The organism is Enterococcus sp. DIV1096b, from assembly GCF_050498765.1.
GTDB classification, from domain to species: domain Bacteria; phylum Bacillota; class Bacilli; order Lactobacillales; family Enterococcaceae; genus Enterococcus_D; species Enterococcus_D entomosocium.
The window spans coordinates 1540847-1561278 of the sequence record NZ_JBMHEK010000001.1 but is presented as its reverse complement, the minus strand read 5'-3'; the positions used below and the strand labels follow the sequence as shown (position 1 = coordinate 1561278).

At 42.3% G+C, this 20432-nt stretch carries 22 protein-coding genes; 9 read left to right on the top strand and 13 right to left on the bottom strand.

The genetic code is table 11. The features are described 5' to 3' along the window. Nucleotides 1-246: 246 nt before the first annotated feature. Genes IGJ17_RS07435 through IGJ17_RS07425 form a run of 3 tightly spaced genes read left to right on the top strand, consistent with a single transcriptional unit; the run spans nucleotide 247 to nucleotide 3615 of the window. Nucleotides 247-1728, top strand: a complete 1482-nt coding sequence (locus tag IGJ17_RS07435; protein WP_005236308.1) for an ABC transporter permease subunit — start codon at nucleotides 247-249, stop codon at nucleotides 1726-1728. Next, nucleotides 1721-2443 carry an amino acid ABC transporter ATP-binding protein gene (locus IGJ17_RS07430; RefSeq protein WP_005230134.1) on the top strand — a complete coding sequence of 241 codons (723 nt, stop codon included), beginning with the start codon at nucleotides 1721-1723 and terminating at the stop codon, nucleotides 2441-2443. The genes IGJ17_RS07435 and IGJ17_RS07430 overlap by 8 nt, the downstream gene beginning before the upstream one ends. 17 nt (nucleotides 2444-2460) lie before the next feature. Further along, nucleotides 2461-3615, top strand: coding sequence for a pyridoxal phosphate-dependent aminotransferase (locus tag IGJ17_RS07425; RefSeq protein WP_429961196.1), 1155 nt, complete (start codon nucleotides 2461-2463; stop codon nucleotides 3613-3615). Between the two features lie 154 nt (nucleotides 3616-3769). On the opposite strand, the gene IGJ17_RS07420 is transcribed toward IGJ17_RS07425, so the two are convergent. After that, a complete protein-coding gene (locus tag IGJ17_RS07420) occupies nucleotides 3770-4477 on the bottom strand; it encodes a DUF4811 domain-containing protein (RefSeq protein ID WP_429961195.1) in 708 nt (235 codons plus the stop codon). Beyond that, on the bottom strand, nucleotides 4474-5952 hold the full coding sequence (locus IGJ17_RS07415; RefSeq protein ID WP_005236311.1) for an MDR family MFS transporter: 1479 nt from the start codon (nucleotides 5950-5952) through the stop codon (nucleotides 4474-4476). The genes IGJ17_RS07420 and IGJ17_RS07415 overlap by 4 nt, the downstream gene beginning before the upstream one ends. Nucleotides 5953-6089: 137 nt before the next feature. Between IGJ17_RS07415 and IGJ17_RS07410 the strand changes: the two genes are divergently transcribed. From IGJ17_RS07410 to spxB, 3 genes are all read left to right on the top strand, one after another. Beyond that, nucleotides 6090-6575: a MerR family transcriptional regulator gene (locus tag IGJ17_RS07410; protein ID WP_005236312.1), complete on the top strand. Its 486-nt coding sequence runs from the start codon at nucleotides 6090-6092 to the stop codon at nucleotides 6573-6575. 175 nt (nucleotides 6576-6750) lie between these two features. Then, entirely contained in the window at nucleotides 6751-7443 is a 693-nt protein-coding gene (locus IGJ17_RS07405) for an N-acetylmannosamine-6-phosphate 2-epimerase (protein ID WP_008381380.1), read from the top strand. 127 nt (nucleotides 7444-7570) lie between these two features. Further along, on the top strand, nucleotides 7571-9304 hold the full coding sequence (spxB, locus tag IGJ17_RS07400) for a pyruvate oxidase (RefSeq protein ID WP_016620850.1): 1734 nt from the start codon (nucleotides 7571-7573) through the stop codon (nucleotides 9302-9304). A gap of 77 nt (nucleotides 9305-9381) precedes the next feature. On the opposite strand, the gene IGJ17_RS07395 is transcribed toward spxB, so the two are convergent. Then, entirely contained in the window at nucleotides 9382-9510 is a 129-nt protein-coding gene (locus IGJ17_RS07395) for a hypothetical protein (RefSeq protein WP_005236316.1), read from the bottom strand. Between the two features lie 411 nt (nucleotides 9511-9921). On the opposite strand from IGJ17_RS07395, the gene IGJ17_RS07390 reads away from it, so the two are divergent. Both IGJ17_RS07390 and IGJ17_RS07385 read left to right on the top strand, forming a co-directional pair. Next, nucleotides 9922-10479, top strand: a complete 558-nt coding sequence (locus tag IGJ17_RS07390; protein ID WP_429961194.1) for an NfeD family protein — start codon at nucleotides 9922-9924, stop codon at nucleotides 10477-10479. 12 nt (nucleotides 10480-10491) lie between these two features. Then, nucleotides 10492-11946: a flotillin family protein gene (locus tag IGJ17_RS07385; protein WP_008381386.1), complete on the top strand. Its 1455-nt coding sequence runs from the start codon at nucleotides 10492-10494 to the stop codon at nucleotides 11944-11946. A gap of 78 nt (nucleotides 11947-12024) precedes the next feature. On the opposite strand, the gene IGJ17_RS07380 is transcribed toward IGJ17_RS07385, so the two are convergent. From IGJ17_RS07380 to IGJ17_RS07370, 3 genes are all read right to left on the bottom strand, one after another. Beyond that, complete coding sequence (locus tag IGJ17_RS07380) at nucleotides 12025-12594, bottom strand: sugar O-acetyltransferase (protein ID WP_005236324.1); 570 nt, start codon at nucleotides 12592-12594, stop codon at nucleotides 12025-12027. Between the two features lie 22 nt (nucleotides 12595-12616). Next, nucleotides 12617-13126 carry a cyclophilin-like fold protein gene (locus tag IGJ17_RS07375; RefSeq protein WP_008381393.1) on the bottom strand — a complete coding sequence of 170 codons (510 nt, stop codon included), beginning with the start codon at nucleotides 13124-13126 and terminating at the stop codon, nucleotides 12617-12619. Nucleotides 13127-13250: 124 nt separating this feature from the next. Next, nucleotides 13251-14348: an alpha/beta hydrolase gene (locus tag IGJ17_RS07370; protein ID WP_008381394.1), complete on the bottom strand. Its 1098-nt coding sequence runs from the start codon at nucleotides 14346-14348 to the stop codon at nucleotides 13251-13253. A gap of 215 nt (nucleotides 14349-14563) precedes the next feature. On the opposite strand from IGJ17_RS07370, the gene IGJ17_RS07365 reads away from it, so the two are divergent. Then, complete coding sequence (locus tag IGJ17_RS07365; RefSeq protein ID WP_429961193.1) at nucleotides 14564-15442, top strand: LysR family transcriptional regulator; 879 nt, start codon at nucleotides 14564-14566, stop codon at nucleotides 15440-15442. Between the two features lie 309 nt (nucleotides 15443-15751). Here the strand turns inward: IGJ17_RS07365 and IGJ17_RS07360 are convergent, their stop codons facing one another. The 7 genes from IGJ17_RS07360 to IGJ17_RS07330 form a co-directional block, all read right to left on the bottom strand. Beyond that, entirely contained in the window at nucleotides 15752-16213 is a 462-nt protein-coding gene (locus IGJ17_RS07360; RefSeq protein ID WP_005236333.1) for a DUF3788 domain-containing protein, read from the bottom strand. Nucleotides 16214-16256: 43 nt separating this feature from the next. Further along, entirely contained in the window at nucleotides 16257-16721 is a 465-nt protein-coding gene (locus IGJ17_RS07355; RefSeq protein WP_008381399.1) for a hypothetical protein, read from the bottom strand. A gap of 231 nt (nucleotides 16722-16952) precedes the next feature. Beyond that, nucleotides 16953-17084, bottom strand: a complete 132-nt coding sequence (locus tag IGJ17_RS07350; protein ID WP_008381400.1) for a hypothetical protein — start codon at nucleotides 17082-17084, stop codon at nucleotides 16953-16955. A 171-nt stretch (nucleotides 17085-17255) separates the two neighbouring features. Beyond that, nucleotides 17256-17621, bottom strand: a complete 366-nt coding sequence (locus IGJ17_RS07345) for a hypothetical protein (protein WP_005236340.1) — start codon at nucleotides 17619-17621, stop codon at nucleotides 17256-17258. Between the two features lie 268 nt (nucleotides 17622-17889). Further along, nucleotides 17890-18873, bottom strand: a complete 984-nt coding sequence (locus tag IGJ17_RS07340) for a serine hydrolase domain-containing protein (protein WP_008381404.1) — start codon at nucleotides 18871-18873, stop codon at nucleotides 17890-17892. Between the two features lie 140 nt (nucleotides 18874-19013). Continuing rightward, nucleotides 19014-19550, bottom strand: a complete 537-nt coding sequence (locus tag IGJ17_RS07335) for a CDP-alcohol phosphatidyltransferase family protein (RefSeq protein ID WP_061054032.1) — start codon at nucleotides 19548-19550, stop codon at nucleotides 19014-19016. Between the two features lie 142 nt (nucleotides 19551-19692). Continuing rightward, on the bottom strand, nucleotides 19693-20376 hold the full coding sequence (locus IGJ17_RS07330) for a M23 family metallopeptidase (RefSeq protein WP_429961192.1): 684 nt from the start codon (nucleotides 20374-20376) through the stop codon (nucleotides 19693-19695). Nucleotides 20377-20432 lie beyond the last annotated feature (56 nt).

Genomic DNA, 20432 nt, shown 5'->3' with positions numbered 1-20432 from the left:
GATCGAATATATATGTTTAGAAAAAAGACGCTGTGCCTTCTTCACATTGCTCTTGGTTGGATTGCAAAAAAATTGAATAAATGGTTTTACGCTCTACAACATTTTTTGACTTTTTTTCTCTGACTTATTGACTTCAACTGATGTTATGCTATGATAGTTTCTATCACTTATATGTATTTTTATACATTTATTAGTTATTATTTGCATTTTTAATAGATGCGCAGAAAAAGTTAAAGGGGCGTTTACATGAAAAGGTTTAGTAAGGGTACTGTTTTATTAGGGATCATCACAGCATTGCTGCCGTTTTTCTTTGTCGGACAAGCACATGCAGAAGAAACTGATCCAATCTATGAAAAAGTCAAAGAAAATGGTGTATTAGTCGTGGGTTTATCTGCCGATTATGCACCTTATGAATTCCGTGCCAATGTTGACGGAAAAAATGAAATCGTGGGAATCGATATTTCCATTGCCCAAAAGATTGCAGATGACTTAGGGGTCGATCTGAAAATCGAGGAACTTGGATTTGATGCGTTGTTAGGGGCGTTAAAAACAGGCAAAATTGATGTCGTCATCTCTGGGATGGCTGCTACGGATGAGCGCCGCAAAGAAGTCAATTTCACTGACACCTATATGGAAGTCCAACAAACTGTTCTGGTTCGAGCGGAAGACGCGGATCGTTTCCAATCGACGGCTGATTTTGATGGTGTGGCTGTCGGTGCACAACGACAAACCACCCAAGAAGAGCTGGCAAATACAGAATTGACTGGCGCGACTGTCACCTCTTTGCAAAGGGTGCCTGATTTGATCACCAATCTAAAATCACGCAAGATCGATGCGATCGTGATGGAAGGTCCCGTTGCCGAAGCATATGTGACGGCGAATGATACATTGGCATTAGCCGAAAATGTCACGTTTGAAAACGGTGTGAAGGAGACCGCCATCGCCATCTCGAAAGAAGCGCCAGTTTTACTGGAAAAACTCAACTCCTCCATTGAAACCATCATTAGTAATGATCTTTTAAGCCAATACAAAGAAGATGCCTATCGATTGATGTTTACCGAAGATGGCACGATCGATGAAGAGCAAAGCTTTTGGGAAAAATATCTGCCTTTTTATATCACCGGAACTGGCTATACCATCTTCCTAGCCTTGGTTGGGGTATTATTCGGCTCTATCGGTGGCAGTTTGTTAGCCTTTATGAAGCTTTCTAAATCAAAAGCACTGAAAGTCATTGCCGCTGTCTATATTGAATATGTTCGAGGAACACCTTTGTTAGTACAAATATTTATTGTATACTTTGGAACAGGCGTGTTAGGCTTAGAGCTTTCGAAATTAGCTGCCGGCTGTATTGCCTTAGCACTAAACAGTGCCGCCTATGTGGCAGAAATCATTCGTGCCGGGATCAATGCTGTCAACAAAGGACAGCTGGAAGCCGCTCGTTCATTAGGAATGAATCAGATCCAAGCGATGCGCTTCATCATTTTCCCGCAAGCCATCAAAAACATCTTGCCTGCTCTAGGAAATGAATTTGTCACGGTCATTAAAGAGTCTTCGGTCGTATCGGTGATCGGTGTGTCTGAACTGATTTTCCAAACAGGCGTCGTTCAAGGGGCCAGCTTCAAACCGTTTTTACCATACGTTATCGTATCATTGATCTACTTTGTATTGACCTTCGCCCTCTCACGTCTCTTGGGTGTTGCTGAAAGGAGAATGAAAACTAGTGATTAAAGTTGAAAAATTAGTGAAAACATTTGGCGAGAATACCGTCTTAAAAGAAATCGATCTTGAAGTGACACCTGGTGAAGTCGTTGTGATCATCGGACCATCAGGAAGTGGAAAAAGTACTTTCTTACGCTGCTTGAACCTTCTTGAACAGCCGACCGGCGGGAAAATCACCTTCGAAGGCAATGATTTATTGGCAAAAGGTGTGAAAATCGATCAGATTCGTCAAAAAATGGGAATGGTTTTTCAAAGCTTCAATCTATTCCCTCATAAAACGGTGTTAGAAAATCTGACTATCAGCCCGATCAAAGTCAAACAGCAAGAGCAAGCCGCTGCCGAAGAGACAGCGAAAGGATTGCTGGAGCAAGTTGGCTTAGCTGAAAAAGCGGATAGTTACCCCTCTAGCCTTTCTGGCGGGCAGCAGCAACGGGTCGCTATTGCTAGAGCGTTGGCAATGGATCCTGATGTAATGCTCTTTGACGAACCAACATCGGCTTTGGACCCAGAAATGGTCGGAGAAGTGTTGACGGTCATGCAAGCTTTAGCAGAAAAAGGCATGACGATGGTGGTCGTTACCCACGAAATGGGCTTCGCTAAAGAAGTTGCCGATCGTGTCATCTTTATGGCTGACGGTATCATTCAAGAACAAGGAACACCCGAACAAATCTTTGAGCATCCGCAAAATGCGCGGACACAGGATTTTTTAAGCAAAGTTTTATAGAAATTGGAGATGACAAAATGAACCGTCCGTTGATTGCAGAACGTTTTTTACAACCAGAAGAAAATCTTTTAATGGAGATCGCCACTCTTGCGAAGAAAACCCCAAATTTGATTGATTTGTCGATTGGTGATCCTGATTTGATTACAGATGCGACGATCATTGAAGCAGCTTTTGCTGACGTCAAAGCGGGTCATACAAAATACACCGCTTCAGACGGTAGTGCTGATTTTATCCAAACTGTCGTTGATTTTTATCAAAAGCAATACCAGCTTACTTTTTCTCCTAGCCAAGTACGAGGAACTGTCGGTGCATTGCATGGCATGTACTTAGCTTTGGCTGCCATCATTGATCCTGGTGATGAAGTGATTATTCATGAACCATACTTTTCACCTTATAAACAACAAGTCGAACTAGTCGGTGGTGTGCCGGTCTTTATCCCGACCTTTGAAAAAGATGGCTTTCAAATCGATGTCGAGGTCTTAAAATCCGCCATCACTGAGAAAACTCGGGCAATCATTATCAATTCACCAAACAATCCTACTGGCGCTGTTTTTTCTCCAGAAACTTTTGAAAAAATCGCAGCAGTTGCCATTGAACATGACTTGCTGATCCTCTCGGATGAAGTCTATGAAGCCTTTTGCTTTGATGATACCTTTGTACCGATGGCAGCCTTCGCACCTGAGAACACCATCACATTCAGCAGTTTCTCAAAAGCCTTTGCCATGACTGGCTGGCGGATCGGCTATATGATCGCACCTGAATCGATCAATCTTACGGCAAAACTGATCAATGAGGCGATCGCCTATTCGGCACCAACCCCTTCACAACGGGCAGGTATTTACGCATTGAATCACTATGATACCCTCGTGCCGCAAGTGGTTGCTGTCTTTAAGGAACGACTGACTTACATTGAACAACGGGTTGCTGAGATTCCATTCCTTTCCTTATCCCCTGTCAAAGGAAGCATGTATGCCTTCATCAACATTGAACAAACGGGGTTGGACTCTGTCAGCTTTGTCGAGAAATTATTAAAGGAAACCAGTGTGCTGATGATCCCTGGGAAAGCCTTTGGAGAAACGACCGGCGATGGCTATGTTCGCTTAGCTGCCACCCAATCGGTGGACTTGTTAAAAGAAGCTTTCGACCGGATTGCCGCGTGCTCATTTGAATAAAGAAAATCCCACTCACTACTAGTGTGTGGGATTTTTATTGTTGATGGACACGACCAACATTTAGCAGCTGTTTCGCTAAATCACAAGTTTCATGTAGAAAAAGGGACAGAAGAATCCGATTTGATTCTTCCATCCCATGACTATCTACTCGTTTTTACTTTTTTGCTTCTTCAAGCAGTTTTGCCATCGCTTCTTTTTGATAAGCTTCTGTCAATTCAGCGATTTTTGCTTTTTGGGCTGCCTCGTCCATAGTTGGATCAGCCATTAATGCAGCTTGCATTTTTTCTTGGACATACGCTTGTCCTTGTGTTTTCATGGTGTCCGCTTGTTCTTTCGCTAAAGAAGCCAGTTTTTTTGCTTGATCCACACTCAAGACTTCCCATGAATCTGGTAATGAGAACGTATTGGTACGGCTGACATATTGGCCATCGTTATCAGCGATTCCGAACAAGAAGCGTGATAGGTCACTTTTATAAACCCAGCGCGTCGTTTTTGTTTTTAATTGAGCTGAATCAGCCCCTGTTTCCACGACATTGGTCACTTTATCAGTACCGGTTTGTTTTGGTTCCTCTTGAACAGCATCCGTTTTATACAGGTAGATTTTTTCCGTACCATCTCCTAATGGCTGATACAATAGTAAATCAAAATTCTCGTTATCGGCACTAGAAACCAGTGGGGTTGTTTTAGCAGTCGTTTCTTTTTCCATTCCAAAATGGTAAGTCAAATTGGCCATCAATGCGACGACACTTGCTACGAAAACTAGACCTAAGACCAATGATAAACCTGTTTGCAGCTTGTTTTTGGCAAAAACATTCAGTACCGCAAACCCTAACACGCTAAGAACGATCAAAAGCAAGATCATTTGTCCGCACCTCCTTCAAGAACCGTCAATCGTGGTTCTTTTTTCTTTAAGGAGAAGGCGATCAAGAATCCTAAGAAGCTAAAGACCGCTGCCACATAAAAAGCGGCATGGTAGCCAGATAAAGTCGCTTCGATTGCTTGTTCTTTGTATGCCAAAGGCGTTGCATCCAGCAAAGAATCACTTGGCAAGTTGCCTTTGGTGACGTTTGTCAAGACACTGATCAAGATAGCCGTACCAATTGAGCTGGCTACTTGACGGAACGTATTGTTTACTGCGGTACCGTGACTGATCAAGTTTCCAGGCAATGCATTCATTCCTGAAGTCGTTACTGGCATCATCACCATTGAGATCCCGAACATCCGAATCCCATAAAGAATGATGATATGCAAAATCGGTGTATCTTTTGTTAAGAAAGCAAATGGTAAGGTTGCGGCGGTCAAGATAAACATCCCGGTGATAGCTAAACGTTTTGCACCATACTTATCAAAGATCGCACCAGTGATCGGCATCATGATCCCCATAATCAACGCACCTGGTAATAACATCAATCCTGAATGGAACGCTGATTCACCACGAATGTTTTGGATATACAATGGGAGAACCATTTCAGCACCGATCATCGCCATATTCGTGACCCCGGAAAGGATCGATGCCAAGGTAAAGGTTGTTGATTTGAACACGCGCAACTCTAAGAAAGGATGCTCGATGTGCAATTGACGCCATGCAAAGAAAGCAATGAAAAAGACACCGGCTGCTAGAAAACCGATTACTTCAATACTGCCCCACCCTTTGTCACCGACACTTGAAAAGCCATAGAGCAATGTACCAAAACCAAGCGTTGATAAAATCGCTGAGAAAAGATCGATTTTCGGATGCGACAATTCAATCACACTCTTCATTAGAAAGAGCGCTAAGACTAAGACTAAAACGACGATAGGAATGACCATTCCGAACAAATAACGCCAGTCATAATGATCAATGATCCAACCAGATAACGTTGGGCCTAAGGCTGGTGCCAACCCAATAACGATTCCAGACATGCCCATAGCTGAACCGCGTTTTTCTGGTGGGAAGATCGACAACATGATATTTTGCAAAAGCGGCATGGAGATCCCTACACCAGCAGCTTGCACTAAGCGGCCAATCAATAATGTAGAAAAGTTCGGTGCTGCAAAACAAGCGATCGTTCCAGCCAGGAAGATGCTCATTGCCGTTAAGTAAAGATTTCTTGAGCTGAACTTGTTGATCAGCCATGCGGTGATCGGGATCATGATCCCATTGACCAGCAAGAAACCGGTGGTTAGCCATTGGACATCAGATGCAGAGATGTCAAAGGCATCCATCAAGGTTGGAAAAGCCGTTGTTAACAATGTTTGGTTCAAAACAGTACAAAACGTACCGATCAGCAAAACCATAACCAGTAAGGAACGATTGTAAGGTTTGCCGTAGATATCTAAAGGACGACTCGTTGACATATTTCACACTCTTTTCAGTATATTTTTCATAAAACCTTCTTTACTTTAAATCTTTCCCTAACATTTGTCAACCTACTTGACATAAAAGTAAAACAAGTTACAATGTTAACAAATACCTTTACAAGAATGGAGTCCGTATGTCTCATCTTTTTCGAAAACTCGTTGATAATGAAAACTTGTTGGTCGGCATCAGCGAACTTAGCCAAATGTGTGATATCTCCCCTCGCCAATTGCGTTATTGGGAACAAAAAGGATTTATTCAATCGGTCCCACAAGAAGAAAATGCCCCACGAAAATACCGACTGCCCACGGTCGTCAAAGTGGAAATGATCAAAACGTTTTTAGATGAAGGCTTTACGTTAGCCAAGGCTGTTGAAAAAGCAGACAAAAAAATCAAGACCGCCCATCATATTCGCAAAGTGTTTTCTGGGGTTTTACAGAATTTAGAAGTCATCAATGAACGGTTTACGATCATCAGTCTGGGACCAGTAGACGAAGACGGAAAAATCCTCCATATCATTCACGATGAAGAAACAGAACGATTGCAATACGAAGTGCTGTCTGCTAATCAAACGATCGATTTTGAGAAGTTCAAGCAATGCACGTCAAAACAAGCGGAATAAAGGATTCCCTATCCTCACCTCCTAATGAAGCAAGCACCCTTGATGACGGTGCTTGCTTCTTTTTTGGTGTTCGCTTTCCTTTTAAAGAAGGTGTCGTTTCATTTACAAGGAAAAAGCCTCATGATATAGTCGAAGGGAGAAACGAACCTTTACAAGAATGGGAAGTGTCATATACATGGAAAAAGAAGTTTTTATCCAACAAATCAAGGACGGAGTGATCGTTTCTTGTCAAGCATTGCCTGGAGAACCCCTATATACCGAAAACGGCGGTGTCATGCCCCTATTGGCAAAAGCAGCTCAAGAAGCTGGTGCTGTTGGCATCCGTGCCAATTCCGTTCGCGATATTCGCGAGATCCAAGCAGCTGTTGATTTGCCGATCATCGGAATCATCAAAAAAGACTATCCACCGGAAGAACCATTTATCACAGCAACCATCAAAGAGGTACACGAATTAGCAGCTTTACATATTGCGGTGATCGCCTTGGACTGCACCTTGCGCAAACGTCATGATGGCTTGACGGTCAATGCCTTTATCAAGCAAATCAAAACTCTTTATCCCCATCAACTACTCATGGCAGATATCGCCACCTATGAGGAAGGCATCAATGCCTTTGAAGCGGGCGTCGATTTTGTTGGTACAACTTTGTCAGGCTACACGGCGAACAGTCCTACCAATGACGAACCGGACTATCAGTTGATCCAGCAATTGGTTGCGGCGAAGGTTCCGGTAATAGCCGAAGGCAAGATCCACACACCGGAACAAGCAAAAAAAATTCAGGATATGGGTGTGACCGGTATCGTGGTTGGTGGTGCCATCACCCGACCAAAAGAGATCGCCAGTCGATTCGTGCAAGAGCTTCGCAACTGAGTCGTTCATTTCCTAAAATAAGTCTTTCTATGCGCCTTGTGACAGAAGGCGCATTCTTTGTTGTCTTTTTGAGAAACGTTTATACTTAAAAGAGAACGAATGACAACAGAGAAAGCGAGTGAAGAAAATGACAAAAATCAATGCTGGTACAGCAATGATCAAGATTTTTGAAGCGTGGGGCATCGACCATATCTATGGAATCCCCGGTGGATCTTTCAACTCAACGATGGATGCTTTGTACCATGAACGGCAATCGGTCAAATATGTTCAAGTACGTCATGAAGAAGCGGGTGCGCTGGCAGCGGCGGCTGATGCCAAGCTAACGGGAAAAGTCGGTGCGGTTTTTGGTTCTGCTGGTCCGGGTGCCACCCATTTGATCAATGGCTTATACGATGCTCAAATGGATAATGTGCCCGTCGTTGCCTTGTTAGGACAAGTAGCTTCGAGCTCGATGAACTACAATGATTTTCAAGAAATGAATGAAAATCCGATGTTCGCTGATGTCAGTATCTACAATCGCACGGTCATGTCCCCTGAAAGTTTGCCCCACGTGGTGGACGAAGCCATTAAAGCAGCCTACAAATTTAAAGGAGTCGCTGTGGTAACGATCCCGGTCGATTACGGGTTTGCAGAAATCGACGAACAGGAGATTGCAACCGCAAAAAATCATAAGACAGGTGTTCTCCAGCCTGATGAAGAGGGTTTACAGGCTGCCCTTCCTTATTTTGAACAAGCAAAAAAACCCGTCCTTTATATCGGACAAGGTCTCTTTGGTCATTTTGATGCCATCGATGCTTTTTCTAAGCATTTCTCGATGCCTATCGCAGCTTCTGTCTTAGCCAAAGGCATCGTGCCTGATCTTTATGAAAACTTTCTTGGATTTGCTGGACGGGTTGCGACAAAACCTGCCAATGAAGCTTTGGCAGAAGCCGATCTCATCGTTTTTGTCGGCAGTGACTTCCCTTTTGGCCGCCGCTTTTTCAATCCTGGTGCCAACTTTGTCCAAGTTGATATCGACGCCTCGAAATTTGGTCGTCGTCATCAGACGGATGTCTCCGTTTTAGGAGATGGTGCGACCGCTCTTAGAAAATGGACAGAGATGGCAGCCCCTCGTCCTGCAGATGCTTGGTTAAAAGCCAATCAAGAAAACTGTCGCAATTGGCATGCATGGCGCCATCATTTTTACCATGATTCGCAAGTTCCTTTGCGTCCTGAACCTGTCTATCGAGAAATCAACCGGATTGCAGCTCCTGATGCCCTGTTTGTCACGGATGTCGGTAATGTGACGATCCACAGTATCCGTCATTTAGAAATGACGGGTGAACAGCGTTTTATAACGTCTGGCTGGTTTGCGACAATGGGTAATGGTGTACCTGGTGGGATCGCAGCTCAATTGAGCTATCCGAATCGCCAAGTATTTACCTTTAGTGGGGATGGCGGTTTTGCGATGCAAATGCAAGACATCATCACCCAAGTGAAATATGATTTACCAATCATCAACGTGGTCTTTTCCAATGACTCATTCGGCTTCATCGAAGCGGAGCAAGAAGATACCGAGCAAACCAAGTTCGGTGTGCAACTAGCCGGTGCTGATTTTGGTAAAGTTGGGGAAGCATTAGGTGCGAAAGGCTTCACGGTAACGAAGGAAGATGAATTAGCATCCGTCTTTACACAAGCTAAAGAAATCAACGGACCTGTGGTGATCGATGTCAAGATCGCTAACGAACGACCTCTTCCTGTCGAAGAACTGAAACTTGATCCGAACCGCTTCAGCGCTGAAGAAATCGCAGCGTTTAAAGCAAAATACCAAGTCCATGATCTGCCAGCTTTGAGTGAGTTGTACGTGAATTCTGAGGAATAAAAAAAAAGAGAGAAAGACAGCAACCCTGTCCTTCTCTCTTTTTTTAATCGCTCATTTCGTATTAATAATCCATCGCCTTACTTATTATAAATTTTCGGGCCTTTACGCATGTTTTTCCGATCATTTTTTGGGGATTCCATCTTTTTTGAACGGCCGCCGCCTTGTTTTTTCTTGATTAGTTCTAACATTTTTTCTTTTTGATCCATCGATTCCACCTCTATTTCTTAGCAATACGATCTGTCGGTTGAAAAGAAGTGTTCCTGACTTCTTTTATGTTTGCGAACAACTACTTTATTTCGATTGGGTTAAAAAACAAACGCTGCCTATTGACGTGTCTAGAGTCAGCAGTTCCTTTTGACATTTTTACTACCCTGATTTAATCTACTTTGATTTTGATTGTTTGTCAATGGCTCTTGAAAAAATCATGTGCTTTTGTTGCCTTCTCCCAAATAACAAACCACCATTTATTATATTATTTTATCATTTTATCTAATTAAATCGAATATTTTTATTATTTATTGGTATAATTATAACAGAATCTCTGTTCCTTTCTTTTGCTTCCTTCGTTCTTCTTCCGATTGTCTCCTAACTTTCGTCGTTCTCACAAATCACGCTATTTGAAAGGAGGTGGATATGTGCTGCACACTTATGCACCTGAGCAAATTTATTTGTATGTTTTGATTGGCTGTGCTGTTTTAGCCTTTTTGCTGCTTCTGTTTGGGGATATCTTCGATTTCGACGGACCAGTCGATCCGATGTTAATTATTCCATGGTTTGCCTTTACAAGTCTCTTCGGTTACTTAGGAGAAACTTTTCTGTCTGGCTATTCGCTCCTACTTTTCGTCATTAGCGGCTGCCTTGCTACAGGGCTCGTTTTTCTCTTGAATTTTTACGTGCTGATTCCCATGCGAAATGCGGAAGCGACACTGTCAAGTTCTGAGAAAGATTTTGAAGGTCGCATCGCAACGGTGCTGACGCCGATTCCTTGTGAAGGAATGGGCGAAATTCAACTCACAAGTGTCACTGGTTCAAGCAATCGACCAGCTACGGCTTTCCAACCAATCGATGAACCATTAGCAGCTGGATCGAAGGTTTTGATTATTGAAGTCAAAGAACGAGTTTGCTACGTCGTTCCTTACACAAAAAATTTTTGGATAACTAAACTAAATCACTAAAGAGGTGTATCTATGGATATTCTATTATCACCAATCGTTTTCCCGATCGCCATCGTGGCATTCATTTTATTAATGCTTTTGATCGTCTTTGTCACGAAATATCAAACAGCCAAGCCCGATGAAGCATTGATCATCAGCGGAAGCTATCTAGGTAGCAAAAATGTACACGCCGATGAAAGCAACAACAAAATCAAAATCGTGCGTGGTGGCGGAGCCTTTGTTTTGCCAGTGTTTCAACGATCGAATCGAATCAGTTTGCTCTCCAGCAAGCTGGATGTCTCAACGCCGGAAGTCTACACTGAACAAGGGGTTCCCGTGATGTGTGACGGAACTTCCATTATTAAGATCGGCTCATCCGTGGAAGAAATTGCAACGGCAGCGGAACAATTTCTAGGAAAAACCCGTGAAGAATTAGAAAATGAAGCGCGGGAAGTGCTAGAAGGCCATTTGCGTTCGATCCTTGGTTCGATGACTGTGGAAGAAATTTATCAAAATCGCGACAAATTCAGCCAAAGTGTGCAAGAAGTAGCCTCTGTCGATCTAGCGAAAATGGGCTTGATCATTGTCTCCTTTACGATCAAAGAAGTACGAGACAAAAACGGCTATTTGGATTCTCTTGGAAAGCCTAGAATCGCCCAAGTCAAACGGGATGCTGAAATTGCGGAAGCTGAAGCACTGAAAGAAACCCGCATCAAAAAAGCCCAATCGGAACAAGAATCGCAAACAGCGGAATCAAAACGCATGACCGAAATCGCTGAAGCATTGAAGGAAAAAGAATTGAAGCTGGCGCTTTATAAGAAAGAACAAGACATCGCCAAAGCCGATGCCGATCAAGCCTATCATCTACAAAGTGCCATCATGAAACAAAAAGTCCGAGAACAAGAGATTGAAGTCGAAGTCGTTGAACGACAAAAACAAATCGAATTGGAAGAAAAAGAAATCTTGCGTCGTGAGAAGCAATTTGATTCAGAGATCAAGAAAAAAGCCGATGCGGATCGTTATGCGCTTGAACAAGAAGCGCTAGCCAAAAAAGCATCTGCCTTAGCTACCACTGAAGCCGAGCAATTTCGAACAGAGTCCTTGGCAAAAGCCGAAGCCGATAAGATTCGTTTGATCGGTTTGGCAGAAGCCGAAACCACTTTGGCGAAAGGAACGGCAGAAGCCGAAACGAAAGAAAAAGTCGCTGAAGCCTTCAAGAAATACGATGAAGCAGCCATTCTGAGCATGATCGTCGAGATCCTGCCACAATTAGTCAAAGAAGCAGCCGCACCATTAGGCAATATCGATAAAATTTCAGTCGTTGATACAGGATCAGGTGAAGGTGGCGGTGCCAATCGTGTCACCAATTACGCCACCAATCTCTTATCGACCACACAAGAAACGTTGAAAGAAACCCTCGGTCTTGATGTGAAATCGTTGATTGAAAACTTCGCCGGTTCCACTACGAGCGAGCCGCCTCAAGAATAAGAAAACTGCTGTTAGTCTTCATCGCTTTACAAGCGACAAGGCGAACAGCAGTTTTTTTCTTACTCATTGCTATTATGCTTACTCAGTAACCTCTTTGACATATTTTGCAGGTACACCAGCCACGATCGTGCGCTCAGCGACATCTTTGGTCACCACCGACCCAGCAGCAATGATCGCATGGTCACCGATGGTCACACCGGCAACGATCGTTGCATTTGAGCCAATCCAGACATTCTTCCCAATCGTAATGGGGGCTGGATAAAGCGTGCTACGATCTTCAGGGTGAAGGCCATGATTCAAGGTAGCTAGAACAACGTTATGCCCAATTAGGGTATCATCACCGATCGTGATCCCTCCTTGGTCTTGAAAATGACAACCCGCATTGATAAAGACATCTTTGCCAATGCTGATATTCTTGCCATAATCTGTATAAAAGGGTGGAAACAGCGAAAAAGTCGGCTCAACTGGTTTTCCTGTTAATTGGGCAAAAAGTTCTTGTAACTCATCAGACTCATGGTAGACTGTATTGATTTTCATCGTGATTTTTCTCGCCTTAGCACTCAGAGCTACCATTTGTTTGGAAGCTTGCGAACCGGCAAGTAAGGGTTCGCCACTTGCCATGAGTTTGTTTAATTGATCGATCGTCATGTGTTTTTCTCCTATTCATTTGTTATTCACGAGGATTTCTTAACGAAAAAATAACCTCTACGTCTTCCGCCCCAAGTACTTCTTTTAACCCCGTCGGATCTTCAATGACACCGATACGATTATAACCACCATAAGAATTGGTAAAGGTCTGATAAAACAGCACCAACGTATGACTATTCCAGCTCATGATTTCTCCTTCGTGAATGATCTCCGGCCGTTCTGTAGTCATTTCTGGCAAATTCTCAGAAAAACGATAATATTTCTCGTTGTTGTTCAAATCACTCATTGTCACCGTAAAGGGCATTTGATTCATTAGGTGCTCAGACACCTCATTTTCATAAAACTTCGCTAGAAAATCCTGTTGACCAACCGTAATGACGACAGCTGTTGCTGCTGAAAACTGCTGGACATTCTCTTGGCTAGCTTCCGATGAAGTTTCGTTAGCGGATTGCATATTGGTTCTCTCTGTTTCGCTTGTCCCACAGGCACTTAATAAGAACAGCAAAATAGCGGATATCAATTTTATAAGCATCTCTTCGCTCCTTTCTGGTGATGATTCTATGTAGAAGCGGGCAACTGAATGCGTATTTTCAAAAAAACACGACTGCTCAGCAGAGGCAGAGTGACCGAACAGTCGTGAAGATCGTTGTGGCTATTTAGTTCAAATGTTCTTGGAAGAATTGGGTCATTTGATCAAAAGGAATTACGTCTGTTTGATCATATAGATCAACGTGCGAAGCATTAGGAATGACCGTCAACTCTTTGTTATCGCCTTGTAATTGTTCAAAGGCGTCTTGACTGAAGTAAAGAGAGTGGGCTTCTTCCCCATGTAGTAATAAAACGGCGCTTTGGATCTCATCGATATACGACAAGAGCGGCATATTTAAGAACGACAGCGATGATGTCACGTTCCAACCGTCATTAGAATTTAACGAACGTTCATGATAGCCGCGTTCCGTTTTGTAGTAATCGAAATAATCTTGCATAAAGACCGGTGCATCCTCCGGTAGTGTATCTGGCACTCCACCTGCTCTTTCGTAGCTACCGTTAGCAAAATCGACTGTCCGCTGGGCGTTCAGCTGTTGGCGCAATTCATGACGTCCTTCAGCCCCCATCTCATCAAAATACCCCTGAGCATTGACTCTCGACATGTCATACATCGTGGCGGAAACCGTCGCTCTCACACGGGTATCAATGGCTGCGGCATTCAATGCCATCCCGCCCCAACCGCAAATTCCGATCAAGCCGATTCTTTCTTCATCTACATTTTCTTGGACTGACAAAAAATCGACTGCTGCCTGAAAGTCTTCTGTATTGATATCTGGTGATGCCACATAGCGTGGTTCCCCACCGCTTTCGCCTGTGTATGAAGGATCAAAAGCGATCGTAACAAAACCTCGTTCAGCCATCGTTTGGGCATATAGACCAGATGTCTGTTCTTTGACTGCCCCAAAGGGTCCGCTAACCGCGATTGCTGGAAGTGGTCCTTGCGCATCAATTGGTTCATAAAGATCAGCAACTAAAGTGATGCCGTAGCGATTTTCAAAAGTTACTTTTCGGTGATTCACCGTGTCACTTTCTGGGAAAACTTTGTCCCATTCATCTGTAAATGAAACATTTTCTGTCATCGTTTCTCCTCCTGAACTGGCTTGTGTTGCTTCGTTTGCCGCCTCGTTATTGCTGCTGCAAGCACCTAAAATAAGTGGTGCTAGCATCAATAGTGATACAAGTGCCTTTTTTTGCCAATTTTTCATTTCATTCGCCTTCTTTCATGGTCAATCATCCTGTACCTTAGGGCGACATATACAACTCCTTTTCTCTTTTGATCTTTTGTTTGTTACCAGCAACTCATAGATCAAAAGAGTGATTCTCGGATTAAATCTATTGTACTTCGCGGTCTTTTCCATGTAAAATATCAATATCAAATACCTAACTATTCATTTTACGAATAACAAGAGGAGCATTTTAAATGGAATTAAAAAATCTGACCACCTTTTTAGCAGTTGCAGAAAAAGAGACAATTTCGGCTGCCGCAAAACATCTGCATCTTTCTCAACCTTCCTTGTCCCGACAATTGATGGAGCTAGAAAAAGAATTAGGCGTGACGTTGTTCACCCGAGGCAATCGCAAAATCACACTAACAGAAGACGGACTGTTGTTTCGTAAACGGGCGGAAGAAATCGTAGAATTATTAGAAAAGACCCGCTCAGAATTTTTGTCGCCTCGAGATACGATCGCCGGCAATGTATCGATCGGAGCTGGAGAAACTTATGTGATTCAGTTGCTAGGAGCAATCATCAAAGAAATCCAAGCTGAATACCCTAACATCAAATTTCACTTTTATAGCGGCAACGCCGATGAGGTCAAAGAACGATTGGATAAAGGATTGTTGGATTTCGGTGTCGTAATCAGTCCAGCAGACGTCAAAAAGTACCATTCCTTACGCTTACCTGCCAAAGATACCTGGGGCGTGTCGATGCGAAAAGACAGTCCTCTAGCTGTCAACGAAGTCATTACCCCAAAAGATCTCTGGGACGTTCCCTTGATTACTTCGCGACAAAGTTTGGTCAGCAGTGAACTTTCTAAATGGTTGAAAAAAGACCTGAAAAAATTGACGGTCGTCGCCACATATAACCTAGTTTACAATGCATCAAAGCTGGTAGAAGAAGGTGTCGGTTACGGATTGACTCTAGATAAATTAGTCAACTTCGCCCCAGATAGCCAATTGTGTTTTAGAAAATTGAGCCCAGCACTGGAATCAAACCTTGACGTCATTTGGAAAAACACTCAAGTTTTTTCAAAAGCTTCTGGACTTTTCTTGGAGCGGATGAAGGAACAGTTTTCGTAGGATAGGTATTGAAAAACAAAAAACGAAGTGTTTCATCTTTCACATGAAACACCTCGTTTTTCTTTATTAAATGAGATGATTTATTGGCTAAAATCAGTTAAGGCATTCCCGTTCTTTAACTTGGACGTCTTTTTCCATCCACTGAAATAGATGAAAAAATAGCCTATCTCCTTTAAATCACGACTCTTTATTACGAGACTTCCTAAAAAGCCATTGCGCATTCCGATAGCTATGGGTAAAAATATACAAATTTCCTTAGCTTTTAAGAACGACAAATATAAGAATTTTATTTTTTCGAAAGAAAATTGCTTAAATAGAATGCTTTCGAAACTCAGCGATTTGGTAAATATCACTCAAAGGAACGTCACTCGCTACATCAAAAATCACAGAAAAAAACTTCATTTTCGTGCCATTGGTCGGCGCCTTATGAATCCTTTCTTTTGTGTCATCACTGATTGGTAGAGACAATAACTGTGTTCGGACTTTCTCGCTAAAGTGAAAGGAGACTTTGAAGAAGCCCTCCCACATCGAAAGCCAAAAAATTGGTTTCACTTTATTCGTCCCACGAGTCGTTGTCCATTTGTATTCACCTTTGGACAACCACGCTTTTCCATCTTGGTAATAGCGCCAATCCATAAGAGAGATGCCCTCGTTTTCAAGCGTTTCGACAAAACGTTGATAAATGGCATATCCCTCACCCAGTGATTCCGCAATCAGTTGCTCTGTTGGTTTCACGTTTTTGTCTCGAAACAATTGCTCTTTGCCTTCCATCCTTTCGCTCAACTCCTTGCGCTTTTTTTAGGTTTTTGCTACGTTACAATTTAATTTTGTTGATATCATCAGTGATGACCCAATCGTCCATATTTTTTTCACGATTGTACTGAAATGGCGTTATTTCTTCTAATTCAGCGATTTCATAGACCGCTAGATACTTTTTCCCTGCCCAACGATCGACTTGCTTTTTCGATAGATTCAACTCTTTTTCATAGCGTTCTACAAAATCTATGGATTCTTCTTTCGTCATCTTTTCAGATTCAGTCACATTGGCAATGATGCCCCGATGAGTGATGGTCAAATCGCCGCCGGTCTCCACAAAATAAACAAGATCGTTGATTTTGGCTCTTCCTCCTAAGGGTGATTTTCTGCCAGCTGCCCCCCGAATGATCATTGTTTTGTCGCCATGAATCAGTTTCTCAAGCTCTTTGGCTTCCTTATTTAAATAGACCAAATGTTCTGCCCGCCCAGCTTTTCCTTGATACCATTCTGCTGTTTTTGTCATAAGAAGTTCCTCTTTTCATATGAATTGTTTTTTAGCGTTGTCCATTCCATACTGAATGGTTATTGGAACATTTTTTCAATCGTGTATAGGTGAGAGCTGCAACTGTTTCGATTGATGAATGAATAAAAACATTTGTGCAAAGGCATCTGGGATACCGCATTGGTCAAATGTTTCCGCATCTTCTTTCGTTTCGAACTTGGTGATGTCAGCCCAAATTTCTCAATCTACTAATCATTCAAAAGAAAGGTATCCTCTTTGTTTGAAAATGTATTCACGGTTGAATTGTTCAACGACTGGAACAAATTCTGCTGTTGAAGCACCTTTTATTAATTTGTATAAGTTATGAAATGCAACCTGTCCCATCGTGTGTTCCTCCTTTCCGATTCCCTCAAGAAACAGAGCATTTAAACAACTAATAGTCGTCGATTCAACATTCGAATGACTTTTTAACATCCCGTTGTATTTTTCCCTATAATTTCTAAACAGTTGCAACAAAAAGTCCGTTCATCTGAAGAGCATCCGATACTAAAACGATCACTCAATCACTTCCCCTAAAAGCTTGTCGTGGGGAACGATCAAACATTTCTCGATTGCTTTCCAATAGCTTTCATACAGCCTTTTTTGGGCTTTGCCATAGTTTTCTTCGGTATCAAACTCCCAATAGTGGGCATATTTCACACATTTTATGACTCTTGTCAATGGATCAGGCAGGCGTCCTTCCTTGATGGTGCTCATTTCTTTAATGTAATGGGTTCGTTTCATTAATCGAAAGAACAAAGCCCCCTCCATGGCCTTCATTGCCTCTGTTGCTTCCTGCATGATTGCTTCAAAGGTATCGACTTCACTTGGTTTTACTTGATAAATACTGATTTCTGAAAACACTCCGACCGCTCCTTTCACTTGTGATTTTCTTCTCAATTATAGTATACCAAGTTTACGCCGTTGATAGTTTGGTCATTTTATTCATTTCTCATTTATCTTCCGTTTATTATTGATTTGGCCTCCTATATGCGGGATCAAATTGCTAGATTTTAAATTCATAAAAGACTAGCAGCCAAGCTTTATCCGTAGTCACCTGCTTGCCATAGTCATTAAAAGGATCATAAAGCTTTCACCTACAAAAAAAGCAATCAACTTTTGACAGTAGACTGCTTTTTCTTAACGCTCATTATTGCAAAAAGAACGGTTTTAGCTCTGTCTCGATAAAGTCGATTCGATCAAAGACAGTTGGCTTAAAATAAGCCGTAATAGCAATGACGCAATCTGATTCGGGATCAATATAAAGGACATTTCCGCTATTACCGATGGCGGCATAGGTGCTTTTCTCAGTATCCAAAATCCACCACAAATATCCATAACTCATGTTTTGAAATTTCTCTATGTTTGTCTCTAGCGGATTGACCATTTCAGTGAGCCATTGTGAGGAAATCACTTGTTTCCCTTGATGGATGCCTTGGTTCAAGCATAGCTCACCGATTTTGGCTAAATCTTTTGCTGAAAGGCATAGCCCGTAACCTGCCGCCCCAATATTTAAAGGATCGCAAAACCAAACTGGTTTTTTTGGTGCCTTGCTCATTGTAAAGTGCTTATGTTCTTGTGCCGTTTTCGCATAATAATTGGTTATTTCGGCTACACCAAGAGGGCGAAATAAATAATGGTTCGCATAATCAACGGTCGTCATTCCAGAAGCTTTCGCTAACAAACCAGTGAGGATCTGCAGACAAACGGTTTGATAATTGAATTCATTTGTCACTCCTTTTCTTCCTCCCAATAAATCAAGGGAGGCGCTGGTCCAGTCGTCACTCGAACAAACTTTTGTCCATGGATCACCTTTGCATTTATACGGGGCTCGCATCGTTAATAGGTGTTTGATGGTAATATCGTGAATCGTTTTTTCGCCCCGTTTTACGGAATAGTCTGGAAAATAATCGAGTACTTTGTCATTGACACTCCTGATGAGGCCTTGATCTATCGCTATTCCGACTAGTAGAGAAACGATACTTTTCGTAGCGGACATAAGGTGGCAAGTATCGTCTGGCTTATACTCATGCCATTCATCCGAGTAAACTTCCTTTCCATTTTGGTAGGCAGAAATTTGGCAAATATTGGGCTGGTTTTTACTGATACATGCATGCAGTTCTTGTCTGTTCATTTGTGAAGCCTCCCTTCAAAGATAAGCATAGTACCATTAAAAATTGTTTTCAATGTTATTTTTAAAATTGTTTTTGAAAGGACTTTTAAAAGACTACTTCAGAGGAACAAACAAAAAAGGCCCTCAATGATAGAGGTACCTTACATAAAACTTTCGAATATCGATTTTTGATTTCTATCCAGTTTTTTTGCGAGAATCGTTATCAACAATTCTTCTAATGCCGAAATAGTGGCGATGGTCCCCAAAATCAAGACAACAATTCTTTCATGGAATACGATGAGCAGCAATGGAAAAATACATAAAAGAAATCCGACTGCTTTGTTGAGCCATGTATGCAGACTGCTAAAAGACTGAAATTTTACATAGCCAATCAGATAACTGACGAAGCGGATGATAGCGATCACCAAGATCCAAACCATGATCGTTTGGGTTTCCAAAAGCTGCGGTAGAAAAGAAAGAAAGACAGCGAGAAAAAAGCTTACATCTGCGAAACTATCTAGTAAGGCACCGACCTCACTCGTGAGGTTCATCCTTCTTGCTAGTAGCCCATCGACAAGGTCACTTAAAAAACAATAGGAATAAAGCAGCCAAAACCAGCCAGACATTGGCTGAAGGAATAGTAAAAGTGGTGCTAGAATCAGTCGAGAAGTAGTAATGATATTGGGTAATTGCTTCATTTGTTCCCCCTGAGATACATTTTCTGAATACCTAAGATTGTTGCAAGTTTTTTAAAGAAGCTCAGAAACGTTAAAATGTTCTTTCTTCTAAGCATTTCGGCGATGCCCCCTATCAAAGTCTCACAGCTAGTCCCTAATGCTCCTATAAAAATCGTATCCGTTCTGTACTATCTGGTATCTGATTCCGAACCTTTATCCATCGTCCTGCTCGGTAAACCTCGTATTCTTCAAAGCGGCAAGGCAGCCCTTTTGCATGGGCGATATCGTTACTGTCCATCACTTGAAAATGCAGATGAGGCGAAGTCGAATTGCCGGAATGACCGACATTGCCAATCACCATCCCTTTGGTGATTTTTTGTCCTACGGAAACTTTGATGGATCCTTTTTGCAAATGGACGAATGCCATATATACGCCCTCAGAAGCTTTTATCACAATGTAGTTGCCAGCTATTTGTTGATACTCATCTTTTTGTTCATTAAAAAACAAGCCATTTTTTAAAGCAATCGAAAAATCTACAACCCAATGAACGACTTTGCGTTCCCGATAGCCCTCTCCTACAACAATCACTTCACCATCACAGGGCGCATAGATTTCTTTGCCCCAACAATAACAGTTCTCAAGGGGAACTCCTAAGAAGAAATAGCGCAGAAAGCTTCGGTCGTGAAAAGCTTTTGTTTTCCCCTCAAAATCGACTTGTAAAAAATCAAACGCATAACGTAACCCCATTCGATCGGTGCCATGACTAGGAATCTTCTTGGCTGGTTTAGTCGGCGCAAGCCACTCACCTCTTAAGGGAAATTCAATGGTTATCGGCTGCTCTTTCATAGGACTTTCTCCTTTTTGGATCACATGATCTCTTTTATTTGGAAATGACTATCAGC

Coding starts and splice junctions, on each gene's coding strand:
- IGJ17_RS07435 (WP_005236308.1), top strand. CDS start 247: ATGAAAAGGTTTAGTAAGGGTACTGTTTTATTAGGGATCATCACAGCA.
- IGJ17_RS07425 (WP_429961196.1), top strand. CDS start 2,461: ATGAACCGTCCGTTGATTGCAGAACGTTTTTTACAACCAGAAGAAAAT.
- IGJ17_RS07420 (WP_429961195.1), bottom strand. CDS start 4,477: ATGATCTTGCTTTTGATCGTTCTTAGCGTGTTAGGGTTTGCGGTACTG.
- IGJ17_RS07415 (WP_005236311.1), bottom strand. CDS start 5,952: ATGTCAACGAGTCGTCCTTTAGATATCTACGGCAAACCTTACAATCGT.
- IGJ17_RS07410 (WP_005236312.1), top strand. CDS start 6,090: ATGTCTCATCTTTTTCGAAAACTCGTTGATAATGAAAACTTGTTGGTC.
- IGJ17_RS07405 (WP_008381380.1), top strand. CDS start 6,751: ATGGAAAAAGAAGTTTTTATCCAACAAATCAAGGACGGAGTGATCGTT.
- spxB (WP_016620850.1), top strand. CDS start 7,571: ATGACAAAAATCAATGCTGGTACAGCAATGATCAAGATTTTTGAAGCG.
- IGJ17_RS07395 (WP_005236316.1), bottom strand. CDS start 9,510: ATGGATCAAAAAGAAAAAATGTTAGAACTAATCAAGAAAAAACAAGGC.
- IGJ17_RS07385 (WP_008381386.1), top strand. CDS start 10,492: ATGGATATTCTATTATCACCAATCGTTTTCCCGATCGCCATCGTGGCA.
- IGJ17_RS07380 (WP_005236324.1), bottom strand. CDS start 12,594: ATGACGATCGATCAATTAAACAAACTCATGGCAAGTGGCGAACCCTTA.
- IGJ17_RS07375 (WP_008381393.1), bottom strand. CDS start 13,126: ATGCTTATAAAATTGATATCCGCTATTTTGCTGTTCTTATTAAGTGCC.
- IGJ17_RS07370 (WP_008381394.1), bottom strand. CDS start 14,348: ATGAAAAATTGGCAAAAAAAGGCACTTGTATCACTATTGATGCTAGCA.
- IGJ17_RS07365 (WP_429961193.1), top strand. CDS start 14,564: ATGGAATTAAAAAATCTGACCACCTTTTTAGCAGTTGCAGAAAAAGAG.
- IGJ17_RS07360 (WP_005236333.1), bottom strand. CDS start 16,213: ATGGAAGGCAAAGAGCAATTGTTTCGAGACAAAAACGTGAAACCAACA.
- IGJ17_RS07355 (WP_008381399.1), bottom strand. CDS start 16,721: ATGACAAAAACAGCAGAATGGTATCAAGGAAAAGCTGGGCGGGCAGAA.
- IGJ17_RS07350 (WP_008381400.1), bottom strand. CDS start 17,084: ATGGGACAGGTTGCATTTCATAACTTATACAAATTAATAAAAGGTGCT.
- IGJ17_RS07340 (WP_008381404.1), bottom strand. CDS start 18,873: ATGAACAGACAAGAACTGCATGCATGTATCAGTAAAAACCAGCCCAAT.
- IGJ17_RS07335 (WP_061054032.1), bottom strand. CDS start 19,550: ATGAAGCAATTACCCAATATCATTACTACTTCTCGACTGATTCTAGCA.
- IGJ17_RS07330 (WP_429961192.1), bottom strand. CDS start 20,376: ATGAAAGAGCAGCCGATAACCATTGAATTTCCCTTAAGAGGTGAGTGG.